The sequence below is a fragment of the Streptomyces sp. A012304 genome (assembly GCF_026008495.1).
Taxonomy (GTDB): domain Bacteria; phylum Actinomycetota; class Actinomycetes; order Streptomycetales; family Streptomycetaceae; genus Streptomyces.
Genome location: NZ_BQUN01000063.1, coordinates 72,370 through 85,918 on the forward strand (window position 1 = coordinate 72,370; position 13,549 = coordinate 85,918).

General features: G+C 73.9%; 12 protein-coding genes. 4 read left to right on the plus strand and 8 right to left on the minus strand.

Annotated features, from left to right (window positions below; all coding sequences use genetic code 11):
- Positions 1-2: 2 nt before the first annotated feature.
- The 4 genes from ALMP_RS14460 to ALMP_RS14475 all read right to left on the minus strand — a co-directional run bounded on the left by ALMP_RS14460 (position 3) and on the right by ALMP_RS14475 (position 6,693).
- Positions 3-1,631, minus strand: coding sequence for a serine/threonine-protein kinase (locus tag ALMP_RS14460; protein WP_264927703.1), 1,629 nt, complete (start codon positions 1,629-1,631; stop codon positions 3-5).
- Between the two features lie 43 nt (positions 1,632-1,674).
- Positions 1,675-3,363, minus strand: a complete 1,689-nt coding sequence (locus ALMP_RS14465; protein ID WP_264927704.1) for a nickel transporter — start codon at positions 3,361-3,363, stop codon at positions 1,675-1,677.
- On the minus strand, positions 3,360-5,018 hold the full coding sequence (locus tag ALMP_RS14470; RefSeq protein WP_264927706.1) for a lipopolysaccharide assembly protein LapB: 1,659 nt from the start codon (positions 5,016-5,018) through the stop codon (positions 3,360-3,362). Before ALMP_RS14470 ends, ALMP_RS14465 begins: the two co-directional genes overlap by 4 nt.
- Positions 5,019-5,163: 145 nt before the next feature.
- Positions 5,164-6,693, minus strand: coding sequence for a DUF4331 domain-containing protein (locus ALMP_RS14475; RefSeq protein ID WP_264927707.1), 1,530 nt, complete (start codon positions 6,691-6,693; stop codon positions 5,164-5,166).
- Between the two features lie 208 nt (positions 6,694-6,901).
- Here ALMP_RS14475 and ALMP_RS14480 point away from each other — a divergent pair, with 208 nt between their 5' ends.
- The 3 genes from ALMP_RS14480 to ALMP_RS14490 all read left to right on the plus strand — a co-directional run bounded on the left by ALMP_RS14480 (position 6,902) and on the right by ALMP_RS14490 (position 8,655).
- Positions 6,902-7,444 (plus strand): sigma-70 family RNA polymerase sigma factor, encoded by a 543-nt coding sequence (locus ALMP_RS14480; RefSeq protein WP_264927709.1) that lies wholly within the window; start codon positions 6,902-6,904, stop codon positions 7,442-7,444.
- Positions 7,441-8,250, plus strand: coding sequence for an anti-sigma factor (locus tag ALMP_RS14485; protein ID WP_264927711.1), 810 nt, complete (start codon positions 7,441-7,443; stop codon positions 8,248-8,250). Before ALMP_RS14480 ends, ALMP_RS14485 begins: the two co-directional genes overlap by 4 nt.
- Positions 8,251-8,376: 126 nt before the next feature.
- Positions 8,377-8,655: a hypothetical protein gene (locus tag ALMP_RS14490; protein WP_264927713.1), complete on the plus strand. Its 279-nt coding sequence runs from the start codon at positions 8,377-8,379 to the stop codon at positions 8,653-8,655.
- Between the two features lie 9 nt (positions 8,656-8,664).
- On the opposite strand, the gene ALMP_RS14495 is transcribed toward ALMP_RS14490, so the two are convergent.
- From ALMP_RS14495 to ALMP_RS14505, 3 genes are read right to left on the minus strand one after another with little or no spacing between them, the layout of a single operon-like run.
- Complete coding sequence (locus ALMP_RS14495; protein ID WP_264927715.1) at positions 8,665-9,867, minus strand: CaiB/BaiF CoA-transferase family protein; 1,203 nt, start codon at positions 9,865-9,867, stop codon at positions 8,665-8,667.
- A 33-nt stretch (positions 9,868-9,900) separates the two neighbouring features.
- Positions 9,901-10,683 carry an ABC transporter permease gene (locus tag ALMP_RS14500; protein WP_264927716.1) on the minus strand — a complete coding sequence of 261 codons (783 nt, stop codon included), beginning with the start codon at positions 10,681-10,683 and terminating at the stop codon, positions 9,901-9,903.
- Positions 10,680-11,624 carry an ATP-binding cassette domain-containing protein gene (locus ALMP_RS14505; RefSeq protein WP_264927717.1) on the minus strand — a complete coding sequence of 315 codons (945 nt, stop codon included), beginning with the start codon at positions 11,622-11,624 and terminating at the stop codon, positions 10,680-10,682. Before ALMP_RS14505 ends, ALMP_RS14500 begins: the two co-directional genes overlap by 4 nt.
- A 62-nt stretch (positions 11,625-11,686) precedes the next feature.
- Here ALMP_RS14505 and ALMP_RS14510 point away from each other — a divergent pair, with 62 nt between their 5' ends.
- Positions 11,687-12,400 carry a TetR/AcrR family transcriptional regulator gene (locus ALMP_RS14510; RefSeq protein ID WP_264927718.1) on the plus strand — a complete coding sequence of 238 codons (714 nt, stop codon included), beginning with the start codon at positions 11,687-11,689 and terminating at the stop codon, positions 12,398-12,400.
- Here ALMP_RS14510 and ALMP_RS14515 read toward each other — a convergent pair.
- Positions 12,397-13,536 carry a type ISP restriction/modification enzyme gene (locus ALMP_RS14515; protein ID WP_264927720.1) on the minus strand — a complete coding sequence of 380 codons (1,140 nt, stop codon included), beginning with the start codon at positions 13,534-13,536 and terminating at the stop codon, positions 12,397-12,399. The genes ALMP_RS14510 and ALMP_RS14515 overlap by 4 nt on opposite strands.
- Positions 13,537-13,549 lie beyond the last annotated feature (13 nt).

Genomic DNA, 13,549 nt, shown 5'->3' on the forward strand with positions numbered 1-13,549 from the left:
CGTCACTCCGAAGGCGACACGGAGGGGGAGGCCTCGTCCGACGGGGCCTCCGTCTCACAGGTGACCGAGAACGGCACCGAGTTCGAGGTCACCCGCCGCGGCTCGCGCACCTCGACCCCGATCGCGTCGCGGAGCGTCCCGCTCTCGGCGTACGTCGTCACGGTCACCCGCGCCTGCTGGGACGTGCCGCCGCCCGCCGGGAAGTCGAGCGTCTTCCAGCCCGAGTCGGCGAGCTGCCCTTCCTGTGCCACCCACCGGTAGGACACCTGCGCGGGCAGCCGGCCGACCGTGATGGTCGCCGTGAAGGTGGGCGCCTCCTCCCGCGGCGGCGGGCACGCGCCCGAGTAGTCCGTGCGCGACCCGGTCACGGTGACCGAGACGGACTGCGCCGGAGCCTCGCTCGTGGCGCTCTCGCTCGGACGCTCGCTCGGACGCACGCTCGGGCTCGGCGAGGGCTCGGCGCTCGGTGTCCCGCTCTCCTCGGCCGACACGGACGGCGTCACGCCCTGCGACTGGCTGGTGGGGTTCCCTCCGGAACCCCCGTCGTTCCCGTCGTCCCGGGTCAGCAGCGCGTACGTCAGCCCCGCGACCGCCAGCGCCAGCGCCGTGACACCGGCGATCAGCACGCCGGCGGTGCGACGGCCCCGGTCCGGCTCGGTCCGGGCGGTGGCGGGCTCCGGCCCGGTCCGGGCGGGCGGCGGCTGCTGCGGGAAGGGCGCGGTGTCCCCCCGCCCCGGTGGCTGCGGGAAGGCCGCGACCGTCGGCGCCGGCGTCGGCACGACCCCGCCGGGCCCGGAGGGGGTACCCCCGGCGGCGACGACCCGCAGGTCCCGCTCCGCCACCTCGGCCGGCAGCCGCTCGGCCGGGTCCTTGCGCAGCAGCGCCTCGACGACGGGGGCCAGCGGGCCCGCCCGGCGCGGCGCCGGCAGCTCCTCGTCGACGATGGCGCGCAGGGTGCTCAGCGGGGTGTCGTGCCGGAACGGGGAGTAGCCCTCGACGGCCGCGTACAGCAGCACGCCCAGCGACCACAGGTCCGACTCGGGACCCGGCGTACGCCCCAGCGCGCGCTCCGGCGCGAGGAACTCGGGCGATCCGATGACCTCGCCGGTCATGGTCAGCGCCGAGGTGCCCTCGACGGTGGCGATGCCGAAGTCGGTGAGCACCACCCGGCCGTCGTTCGACAGCAGCACGTTGGCCGGCTTCACGTCCCGGTGCAGCACCCCGGCCTCGTGCGCCGCCCGCAGCGCGGCCAGCACCTCGGCCCCGATGTACGCGGCCCGGGCCGGCTCCAGCGGGCCCTCGGCGTCCAGCAGCTCGGCCAGGGAGATCCCGCGCACCAGCTCCATCACGATCCACGGCCGGCCGTCCTCGGTGGCCACGTCGTACACCGTCACCACGTTGCGGTTCGCGACCCGGGCCGCCGCCCACGCCTCGCGCTCCAGCCGGGCGTACAGCCGTTCGACGTCGCTCGTCGGCAGCCCGGCCGGGGCGCGCACCTCCTTGACGGCGACCTCACGGTGCAGCACCTCGTCCCGGGCCCGCCACACCGTGCCCATGCCGCCCTCGCCGAGCGGGGACAGCAGGCGGTAGCGGCCCGCGATCAGACGTTCACTGCCCGGTTCCTCGGACACCGCGCCCCCTTCGCATCCCGGCGAATACCTCCACAAACGTAGCTCAGGCGACGACGGATGCGGCCCCCTTGAGCAGCAGTCCGACCCCCAGGGCCACGACCGTGAGCGCCGACCACAGGGGCACGTTCCGGCGCACCAGGGCGGCCACCGGGTGTGTCGTCCAGCGCGGGCTGCGGTCCACGAAGCGGGCGGCGCCCGTGCCCAGCCGGACGACGGCGAACCCGGCGGCGGCCAGGGTCAGCGCCAGACCGACGCCGTACGCGACGACGAGCAGCAGCCCGAACCAGGCGTGCCCGAGCGCCGCCGCGCCGACCAGCACGACGACGGCGGAGGGACTGGGGACCAGACCCCCGGCGAAGCCCAGCAGGATCGTGCCGCGGAGGGTGGGGGCGGTGGAGTGGGTGTGGGTGTGGCCACCGTGGGAGTGGGTGAGGGTGCCGTGGTCGTGACCGTGACCGTGATCGTGATCGTGACCGTGATCGTGGTCGTGGCTGTGGTCGTGGCTGTGACCGTGGTCGTGACCGTGGTGGTCTTCATGGTCGTGGCCGTGGCCGTGGCCGTGGTGCGTGTGTTCGGTGGGGGCGCCGACGAGGGCCAGTTGACGGGCGGGCGTCTCGGCGTGGGTGTGCGTGTGGGTGTGGCCGCCGTGGGAGTGGCTGTGCCCATGCCCATGCCCATGCCCGTGCCCATGCCCGTGCCGGCGGTTGTGCCAGGCGCGGCGTACGAGGGTCGCGCCCGCGAACAGGACCAGGGCGCCGCTGGCCAGGCCCAGCCAGGCGATCACCGAGGGCGCCGCGGCCGAACCCGCGGTGACCAGGAGACCTAGGGCGATGACGCCGAGGGTGTGGGTGACGGTGACCGACGCGGCCAGCGGCAGCACGTCCTTGAACCGGGCCCGGCCGCCCCGGGCGGCGGCCGTCGCGGCCATGAGGGTCTTGCCGTGCCCCGGGGCGACCGCGTGCATGGCCCCGAGGCCGACGGCGATGACCAGGGCGAGGGCGGCGAAGCCGACGGTGAGGTCCTGCCGGGCGACGAGGCTGTCCAGGGCCCGCGTCCAGCGGTCGACCCCCCGGGGCAGGACGGACGCGGCGGGCGCGTCCCCGTCCTGCTCGGCGAGGGCCGCGCCACCGGGCCGCACCCGCAGGGACGCGGTCGCGGTGTCGGCGGGGGAGGAGAGCAACTCCTCCGGGTAGTCGGTGAGTTCGCCCGACAGCGACTCGCTCGGCACATCGGAGTCGGTGAGGGTCGTACGGTCGCCGCGCGCGGTGATCTCCCGCCAGCCGGGCCCGGCGGAGGCGCCGGCGCCGTGGAAGGTGAGGGAGACCGTCTCGTCCTCGGGCAGCGGGGCCGTCAGCCGGCACTCCACGCGCAGGGTGTCCAGCCCGGCCTGACCGGGCCGTACGACCGCCTTGGCGGCGGCGGCCGTGAGGGCGACCGTACGACCGTCCACGGTGAGCCGGCTGTCCTCGGCGGCCGTCGCGCACCGCCGCCGCGCCCATTCGGTCATGCCGAGCCGTTCCACGTCCGGCTTCGCCTGGGTCGCCGGGATCTCGGCGAGGTCCTCGACATGGTCGACGCGCAGCTGCCCGGGGGCGGCGACGAGGCCGTCGTAGCGGTTGACGGTGAAGTTGCCGAGGGGGTGCGCGCTCGCGCTGGCGGAAGGGATCAGCGCGAGCGCGCAGCCGGCCGTCAGGACGGCCGCGCAGGAGGCGAACACACGACGGGTCTTCACTTGTCCGCCTCCAGCGTCTTCAGTGCGGTACGGGCCTCGCGCGCGCCGAGCGCGGAGAAGCCGGGGTTCAGCTTCAGGGCCGCCGTGAGGTGGCCGCGGGCGTCCTTCGAGTGGCCCGTGGCGGCCTCGATCACCCCGCGGTGGTAGAGGAGTACCGCGTTGCGGTAGCCGGTGGCCGTGGCCCGCCGGGCGTAGGGGAGGGCCTCCTCGTCCTTGCCGTTGACGTGCAGGGCCCACGCGAGGGCGTCCGCGGTGTGCACGGTCTGCCGGCGGTTCCACTCGGCGCGGGCCGCGCGCAGCGCCGCCGCCTTGTCGCCGTGGTCGGCGGCGGCGAGGGCGGTGTCCAGGTCGACGTTGACGCCGCCCGCGCGGGCGAGGGCCGTCCACGCGTCGACGAGCGTGTACTGCTCCTCGGCCTTCGCCGCGTCGCCCGCGCCGCCCCGGGCCTCGTACAGCTCACCGAGCTCCACGAGCGGACCGGGCAGCGGGAAGCGGGCGACGACCGCCTCCAGCCCTTCGACGGCCTCGGCCTGCCGACCGCTCGCCGCCTGGGCGCGGGCGCGGCCCTCCAACGCCGGGAGGTAGCCGTCGTCGGCGGCGAGGGCGCGGGCGTAGTGGGTGAGGGCGTCCGCGTACTGTCCCTGGCTCCAGGCGAGCTGGCCGAGCTGGGTGGCGACGAAGGCGATGTCGCCCGGGGTGACGGACGCGGCGAGGGCCTGTTCCAGGACCCGGCGGGCGGTGGCGACATCGCCGCGCAGCTCGTGGACGTACGCGTAGCGGGTGAACACCGGGACGCCGGGCCGCCGCGCGTCGGCGGTGCGCGCGGCCCGCTCCGCGTCCTCGTAGCGGCCCAGCTCGACGAGGGCGTCGATACGGGAGCAGAGGGCGCGTTCGTTGTACGGGTTCTGCGCGAGGGCCTGGTCGGCGTACTTCAGGGCGCCGGTGAAGTCGTGGCGGGCGGCGGCGAGGGCGGCCCTGCCGGACAGCGCCTGGTCGTTGCCGGGGCGGAGGTCGAGCGAGTGCCGCAGTGCCTGTTCGGCCTGCGGGTAACGGGAGGGGTCGCCCTTGGTCCGCGCCTGCTCGACGTAGGCCAGCCCCAGGGTCGCCCAGCCGGCGAAGTCCCGTGGCTGGTCGCGCAGATGGGCCTGCAACGAGGTGATGCCGGTGTCCAGGTCGCCCCCGGTGAGCGCCCCCGGCGACAGGACCGCGGCAGCCGCCGCCGGCCTGCCCCGGCCGTCCTGGACGGACCCGAACGCGATCGCCCCGGCGGTGAGCCCCACCGCCAGCATCGCCGCACAGGCCCCCAGCTGAACCGCCCGCCACCGCCGCCCGGCAGCGGCGACGCGCCGCACAGCGGCGACCCGAACAGCGACCTCGTCCGCACGCCGGCTCCCCTCCGCGACCCGCGGGCCGGCGGTGGCGTCGGTCTCGTCCTCGCTTCGGGGTTCCTCCGCGGTCTGCGGGGCGGTGGGATCGGGTGCGAGGGCGGTTCGTTGCCCCGTGGTGCCGGTGGCGGTGCCGGCGTCGTCCTCGGCCTCGGGTTCCGTCGGGCCGGTCGGGTCCGCGGCGGCCGTCACCCGCGCCCCGGAGTCCGGGGTCGGTTCCGGGGCCGGGGACTCGGGGTCCGGCTCGGCGTTCGTCGTGCGCGGGGACATGCCCTCTCCTTGGTCGCCTGTGGTGGATCGGCCTGCGGGTGGGGTGGGGGTGGCGCGGCCCGCGTCGTGGGGGAATGAGTACGCGGGCCGCGCCGGTCGGTGGGGCCGGGGAGCGCAGGTTTCTCCCCGGCCCTGCTTGGAGGGCCTAGTAGGCCCGGCCCCGCATCCGGCGCCACCACATCAGGCCGCCGCCGATGAGCAGGATCCCGGCCGCGCCGGCGCCGGCGGAGGCGGCGATCAGCGCGGGGTCGCCGTCGGTCCAGGAGGAGGCCGGCTGGAGGGCGTCGCCGAGCTGGCTGCGGACGTCGTTGCCGTCGCCGGTGCCCTTGGCGAGCGGGCCGCGCGAACCCTCGGTGGGCAGCGCGACGTACGGGAACGCCTTCTCGAACTCCTTGTCGTTCTTGTCGACGGCGTCGCCCAGGTCGTTCTTCGCGCCGAGCAGTTCACCCTCGACGACCTGGAGCGAGGCGTCGATCACGTCGTCGGTGAGCCGGCGCCCGTTCGGGAAGCCCGCCGTGTCGCCGTCCAGCACGCCCAGCCGCTTCGGCTCGGCGGCCGGCTTGACGGAGGTGTTGAGGCGCAGCTGCTCCGACGGCGTCACGTGCGGCGGCTGGTTGAGGTCCTTGACGCCCTTCAGGAACACGTCGACGAGGTCGTTGCGCGGCTCCTTGGGCGCCGGGATCTTGTAGATCGCCTCGATGAGCTTGGGCAGCTCGGGGTTGGTGACGTTCTTCAGGAACTGGGCGTCGTCCTTCGGCTCGGACGCGTTGAACTTGTCCTTGTCCTTGATGGGGTTGACGACCTCGTTGACCAGCGGGCTGCCCAGCCGCGAGACCTGCGTGTAGTAGCCCTCCGCGTTCTCGCGCTGCGTCGTCGACCAGATGCCCACGATCGGCTGGTGCGACTCGGCGATCAGGTCGTTCGGGATCTGAAGGGCGATGGAGTTGACGTTGTAGCCCTTGAGCGTGTCGTTGCCGACCTCGGAGAGGTTCCCGCCGTACAGCAGGTCGAAGACGCGCAGGTCGAGGAAGAACGGGTCGTCCGCCTGCCCGGCGAAGGTCTGCGCGCCGTTGGAGAGCTTGTAGACCGCCTGTTCGCGCAGCTTGGCGTAGTCCGGCATCGACGCCTTGCCGACGTTCGACGGCGCCACCGGCACGTCGTCCGCGAGCTTGGTCCGGTGCTCGACCTTGCCCTTCTTCAGCTTCAGCAGCTCCAGGTCGTACGTCTGCGTCACGTTCAGGTCGGGATCGTCCAGGCTCTCGACCGCCCCGGTGTTGTACAGGAACGTCTTCTTGTTCTTGACGTGCGTCTTGAAGGTGTACCGGAACGTCAGGTCCTCCCGCGCGTCACCGTCCTGGTCGACGTGCAGGTCGTACTGGGCGTCCTCGGCGAACGGGAAGAAGTTGGGGCCGCCCGCCGGCTCCTCGAAGGGGATCCAGTTCGCGATGATCGTCGTCGAGTCCGGCTTGTCCGGGCTGACGAAGGCGTACACATCGGTGTTGTCGTACTGCGGGGTTCCCGAGATCAGCGGGGCCTCCCGGTGGCTGGACGCCGATGCCGTCCCCGGTTCCAGCGCGGCCGCGCCGGCGGCCGCGAGCCCCCCGGCGGCCAGCGCACCGCATATGAGAGTCGCGACGCTCCTGCGTCCCGCACCGCTGCTGGAGATTGCTTCCATGCCGTCCGTCCTCCGTGCCAACTTGCCTGACGGACAGGGATACGGAGCGGAGGGCCGATTCGGATTGGTCGAAACAGAAAAACTTTTTTCTGTCCGCCCACCCGCGTTTCCCGCCCTCTGATCCGTACTACCTCCTCCGGAGGTGTGTGCGTTGCGAATGCCTGGTATGACGGGACGGTCCTGGTGCGGCCGTCGGGAGGGGGACCGTATGGAGGCGGACGAGCTGCTGGTACTCGTGGCGGGCGGCGACCAGAGGGCCTTCGAGCAGCTCTACGCACTGGTGTCCGGGCCGGTGTTCGGTCTCGTGCGACGCGTGGTGCGGGATCCCGCCCAGTCGGAGGAGGTGGCGCAGGAAGTGCTGCTGGAGGCCTGGCGTTCCGCCGCCCGCTTCGACCCCGGCCGTGGCAGCGCCCTGTCGTGGATCCTCACCCTCGCCCACCGCCGCGCCGTCGACCGGGTGCGCAGCGCCCGCGCGGCCGGCGAACGCGAGCAGCGCGAGGCCCAGCGCGCCCACCACCCCGCCTTCGACCAGGTGTCCGAGGAGGTCGAGGCAGGCCTGGAGCGCCAGTTGGTGCGCCGCTGCCTGGACCGGCTGACGGCGCTGCAACGCCAGTCCGTCACCCTGGCCTACTACGACGGCTACACCTACCGAGAGGTGGCCGAGCGGCTCTCCCTGCCGCTGGGCACCGTCAAGACGCGGATGCGCGACGGACTCTCGCGGCTGCGCGACTGCCTGGGAGGGGCCGCATGAGCCTGTTCCGCCGCGAGGACCTGCACTCGCTCGCCGCGCCCTACGCGCTCGACGCCCTCGACCCCGACGAGCGCCGCCGCTTCGAGAAGCACCTCAAGGGCTGCGACCGCTGCGCCGCCGAGGTGCGGGAGCTGTCCGAGGACGCCGTCCGGCTCGCCTGGTCGACGGCCGCCCCGCCGCCGCCCGCGATGCGCGACCGGGTCCTGGCCGCCGTACGGACCACTCCGCAGGAGCCGGGACCCGCGCCGGTGCGGGAGCGCACGCCTCAACTGCCGCCGCACGTCTGGGGCACCCAGCCGCCGCCCCGACGCACCCGTGCGCCCCGCGCGCGCCGCCCGCTGTTCGTGCCGTTCGCCACCGCCACGGCCGCCGCCGCCCTCGTCGTCGCCTCCCTCTTCGCCGTTCAGGCCGACCGCACCCGGGAGCAGCTGGACGCCGAGCGGGCCCAGGCACGTGAGATCGCCCACGTTCTCGCAGCTCCCGATGCCCGGGCGAGCAGCGGAAGGGACGCCCAGGGACGCAGTATCGGAGTAATCGCTTCCGCCTCCGAGGGCCAAGCGATCGTCACCCTGAACGGATACGCGGGGCTGCCCGCCGGACAGGTGCACCAGCTGTGGCTCATGCGCCCCGGCGCGCAACCACGCTCCCTCGGTCTCTTCGACGGCGACACGCCCTTGGTCGCGACCGGCCTCGAACCCGCCGCGACATCACTGGCTGTGACCGTCGAGCCCGACGGGGGATCACCTCAGCCCACCACCCAGCCCATTGTCCAACTCACCCTGAAATCGGTCGGATTCGGAGAGTGATCGAAGGGGCATTGTCAACCCCCTTATGGGGAAGGTGAATCCTGTGACCGCGATACACGCGTGCCCCGGCGGGGCGATAGGGTTACCCTGCCCGGGCCGGGTGGACTCGTACGGGTGGGGAGTGACATGGAACAGATAACGATGCGCAGCAGGGCGAGGGTCCCTGCGATCACCTGCGGGAGCAGCGCGAGCAGTTCGCGTCTCGACCGCCATCTCTCGGTGCTTGCGGGTCCCGCCATACCGCAGCGGGAGACCGTCGAGGCGACCTCGCTCATGCGGGAACTGACGGCGCGTGAGCCCACCCAGGACCGCAACTCGAGGGGCGCGCGCGTACGCCGGGTGTCGCTCTTCGCGCCACTACGCCGACTGCGCCGTTCGCTGTTCGGCGGCAACAACAAGCACTGAGGCCCGCGCTCAGGCGGCCACACCGTCCCGGCACAACGCTGCGATCTCGTCGTCCGTCATCCCCACGGCACGCAGCACCGCCTCGGTGTGCTCCCCGAGCGCGGGCACGGCCCCCATCCGTGCCTCCGCCCCGCCCGGCAAGGTGATCGGGGGCAGCAGCGCCCGCAACGGCCCGACCGGCGAGTCCACCTCCCGCCACCGCTCACGGGCCGCCAGCTGCGGATGCTCCGCCAGCGCGCGCAGATCCCTCAGGCGCGCGCACGCGATGCCCGCGCCGTCCAGCCGCGACAGCGCCTCGTCGGTGCTCATCATCCCCAGCGCCTTCGCCACCAGCGCGTCCGTGCGCTCCCGGCGCGCGACCCGCGCCGCGTTCGTCGCATACGCCGGATCGGTCCCCAACTCCGGTCGGCCCAACACCTTTTCGGCCAGCCGCCGCCACTCCCGGTCGTTCTGCACCGACAGCAGCACCCGTCCACCGTCGGCGGTGGCGTACGCGTCGTAGGGCGCGATCACGGCGTGCGCGAGGCCGGTACGGGCGGGGGCGTCCCCGCCGTGCAGGGTGTGGTGCAGGGGGTGGCCCATCCACTCCGCGAGCGCCTCCAGCATCGACACCTCCACCGGTCCGCCCCGCCCGGTCGTGCCCCGCCGCACCAGCGCCGCCAGCACACCCGAGAAGGCGTACATGGCCGCCGCGATGTCCGCGGCCGGGATCCCCGCCTTCACCGGCTGCCCGGGCGTCCCGGTCACCGAGACCAGCCCCGCCTCGCACTGCACGAGCATGTCGTAGGCCCGCTTGTCCGCGTAGGGGCCGCTCGCCCCATAGCCGGAGATGTCGACGGCGATCAGCCGCGGGTGTGCCGCGCACAGGGTGGCCGCGTCCAGGCCGAGCCGGGCCGCCGCCCCCTGCGCGAGGTTCTGCACGAACACGTCGGCGTCCGCCACCAGCCGGCGTACGACGTCCAGGCCGCGGGGGTCCTTCAGGTCCAGGGCGACGGACTCCTTGCCGCGGTTGCACCACACGAAGTGCGAGGCGAGGCCGCGGGCGGCGGTGTCGTAGCCGCGCGCGAAGTCGCCGCCGTCGACCCGCTCCACCTTGATCACCCGGGCGCCCAGGTCGGCGAGCTGCCGGGTGGCGAACGGGGCCGCGACGGCCTGCTCGACGGCGACGACGGTGAGGCCCTCAAGGGGCAGGGGAGCGGGGAGCTGGTCCATGGGGTGGATCATGGCCCCCGCCCCGCCGGTTTGTCATGCGCGGGGGTGCGCGTACCGGTTCACGGCCAGCGGAGCGAATACCGCGATCAGCAGCGCGCACCAGGCCAGCGACCCGGCGACCGGATGCGCCACCGGCCAGGCGGCGCCCTCCGGGACCGGCGCGTTGCCGAACAGGTCCCGCAGGGCCGTGGTGACCGCGCTGATCGGGTTCCACTCGGCGAGCGTGCGCAGCCAGCCCGGCAGGCCGTCGGCGGGGATGTAGGCGTTGGACAGCAGCGGCAGCATGAAGGTCGCGCTGCCGAGCTGGCCGGCGGCCTCCTCGCTGCGGGAGGCCAGCCCGAGGAAGATCCCGGCCCAGGTGCAGGCGAACCGGAACAGCAGCAGGAGCGCCACCGCGCCGGCGGCCGCGAGCGCCGAGCCCTCCACGCGCCAGCCCACCGCGAGCCCCACCAGCAGGAACGGCACGGTGCCCGCCGCCGTGACGACGAGGTCGGCGACCGCCTGTCCGAGCGGCACCGCGGCCCGGCTCACCGGCAGGGTGCGCAGCCGGTCGGTCACGCCCCGGTGCACGTCCTGCGCCGCCTGGAACATGCCGGTCATGATCCCGTTGGCGGCGGTCGCCACCAGCAGGCCCGGCACCAGGAAGGAGCGGTACTCCGCGCCCGGCATGGCCAGCGCGCTGCCGAAGACGTAGCCGAAGAACAGCAGCATGGTGATCGGCATCGTCTGGGTCAGGACCACCAGGGCCGGGTTGTTGCGGACGCGCAGCAGCTGCCGGCCCAGCATGGCCGTGCCGTCGTGGGCCAGCGTGCTCATGCCGCGACCTCCTTGTCGTCGGTGAGGTGCAGGAACACCTCGTCGAGGGTGGGCGGGCGCAGGCTCGCGTCGAGCAACGGCACGCCCGCCGCGTCGAGTTCGCGCACCAGGCGGGGCAGCGTGAGCGTGGTGTCGCGGGTGACCGCGCCGACGGCGCCGCGGGCGTGGTCGAACGACGGCTGTCCGCCCGTGAGGTGATCCAGCACGCCCGCCGCCTTCGTCAGCGCGTCCGGGTCGGTGACGACCACTTCCGCGTAGGAGCCGATGAGCGCCTTGAGGTGGCGCGGGGAACCGGTGTGGGCGACGCGGCCCCGGTCCACCAGGGCGATGTCGTCGGCGAGCTGGTCCGCCTCCTCCAGGTACTGGGTGGTCAGCAGGACCGTCGTGCCGTCCCGCTTCAGCTCCCGCACGGCGTCCCAGACGCTGTTCCGGCTGGCCGGGTCGAGGCCGGTGGTCGGCTCGTCGAGGAAGAGGACCTCCGGGCGGCGGACCAGGCTCGCCGCGAGGTCGAGACGGCGGCGCATACCGCCCGACCAGGTCGACGCGGGGCGGTCGGCGGCCTCGGTGAGCCCGAAGCGCTCCAGCAGCTCCTCGGCGCGTCCCGCGGGGCCCCGCACGCGGTGCAGCCGCGCGAACAGGCGCAGGTTCTGCCGGCCGGTCAGGTCGCCGTCGACCGAGGCGTACTGCCCGGTGACACCGATCGCCCGGCGTACCGCGGTCGCCTCGCGGACCAGGTCGTGCCCCGCCACCCGGGCCGAGCCGGCGTCCGGCCGCAGCAGGGTCGTCAGCAGCCGTACCGCCGTGGTCTTGCCCGCCCCGTTCGGGCCGAGGATCCCGCACACGGTTCCGCGCTCGACGGCCAGGTCGAGACCGCGCAGGGCCGCCACCTCGCCGAAACGCTTCTCCAGGCCTTCACTAAGTACAGCGTACGTAGTTGTCATGCGTCGACCATAACGCACTACGTACGGCGTACGTAACTACGATGGTGGCGAGGTGATGATCGATGGTGGGCCGAGCGGCCGTACCCGAAGTGATCTGGGCCCGTCCCGAGCGGACGGGACGAGGGCCCAGGCCGGCCTACACACGGGCCGACATCGCGGCGGCGGCCGTGCGGATCGCCGACGCGGACGGGCTCGACGCGGTGTCCATGCGGCATGTGGCCGCCGAGCTGGGCTGCGGCACCATGTCGCTGTACAACTACGTCCCCCGCAAGGAGGACCTGTTCGAGCTGATGGTGGACGCGATCAGCGGCGAGCACGAGCTGTGGGAGCCGAGCGGTGACTGGCGCGCCGACATGCTGCGGGTGGGCCGGCAGACCCGCGCCCTGATGCGGCGCCACCCGTGGCTGCCCCGGCTGATGTCCCCCGTGTACGGCTTCAGCCCGAACGCCCTGCGGTACCTGGAGCACTGCCTGGCCTGCCTGGACCCGCTGGACATGACGTACGGCATGAAGCTCCAGCTCGTCGGGATGCTCAACGGGACCGTGACGACGTATGTGGCCAACGAGCTGGCCACGGCCGAGCGTTCGCGGTCACTGCCCTGGTCGGAGGAGGAGGAGAACGCGGTGCGGATCGCCTACCTCGGAGGGCAGCTGGCGAGCGGGGCATTCCCCCGGATGGCTGCGGCGTTCACGGAGGACCCGGGGCCGATCGACCTGGAAGCGGTGTTCGAGCTGGCGCTCAACAGGGTCCTGGACGCCTTCACCCCGAGAGGCTAGAGGAGGGCGAGCTGGCCCTCCGGGCCCTCCTCGTCGTGGTCCAGGATCGACGCCGGGCGGCGGACCCGGTCCGGGACCGGCAGGACGCCCGCCTCGCGCAGTTCCGCCGTCGTGACCGGGTCCGCCACCTCCAGCTCCTCCTGCCACGGGCGCACTTCCGCCAGCAGGGCCAGCACCGTGATCAGCTCCAGGAGCTCCGAGGTCCACGTCTGCGGCCAGGTCGTCGGGCGGATCGCCGCCAGGGTGCCCGGCTCGGGCTCCGCCGTCCGCGTCGTGAACCACTGCTCCAGGACCCGCGCTCCTCCCGCCTGGAAGTCCCAGGCCTCGGGCGGCACCGGGGAGATGCGGCCGTCGTCGAGGTGGAGGGTCTCCTCCTCGCGGTCGTAGCGGAGGGTCAGGGGGCGGGCCGGGAGCGGGGCGCGGACGTAGGGGCGGCGGCCGCCCGGGAGTTTGGGGCGGTCGCCGTCGCGGCGCTGGAGCCAGAGGACGCGGTGGCCCAGCTCGACGCCTTCGGTCCAGAGGCCGGGATCACGGGGGAGGGGGACCGTCAGGTCGGGGCGGACGGCGGCGAGGGTCCAGGCCAGGAAGTCCAGCGGGTCGGCCGAATGGCCCAGGTGGGCCAGCAGGCCGGGGGCCAGGTTGGGTTCCATGGCGCCCGGGCGGCGGTGGAGCGGGCGGACCCGGCCGGTGCGCAGCAGCGGGAAGAGCGAGGTCGCCAGCAGGAAGGGCGCGTCCGGTGTCTCCACCACGAAGACCTGGTGCTCGTCCGCCACCCGCCACAGCTCGGGGCGGGCCGCGTCGATCAGACGATGGTCGGGCAGGAGCCACTGCTCGTCGAAGGGGGCGGCGAGGACACGGACCGGCTCCGGGCAGGGGCCGGAGGCGCGGATCAGCTTCTCCGTGCCGGCGGCCCGGCCGGGCAGCCGGCCGACCGCCGTGTACGGGGTGCGCGCCCGGGTCGGCTCGAACAGGGCCTCGCGGTCCGGGCCCTCGGCCTTCATCAGGGCGTCCCAACGGGCCTTCAGACAAGCGGCGTCGGGGGCCGCCGGCCACCCCCGGCCGAGCCGCGGCGGTGCGACGGACCACGGCATGAGGTCCGCCAGCGGCGGAGCGTCGTCGTGCGTCACGCTGGGCATCGTACGACGGCCT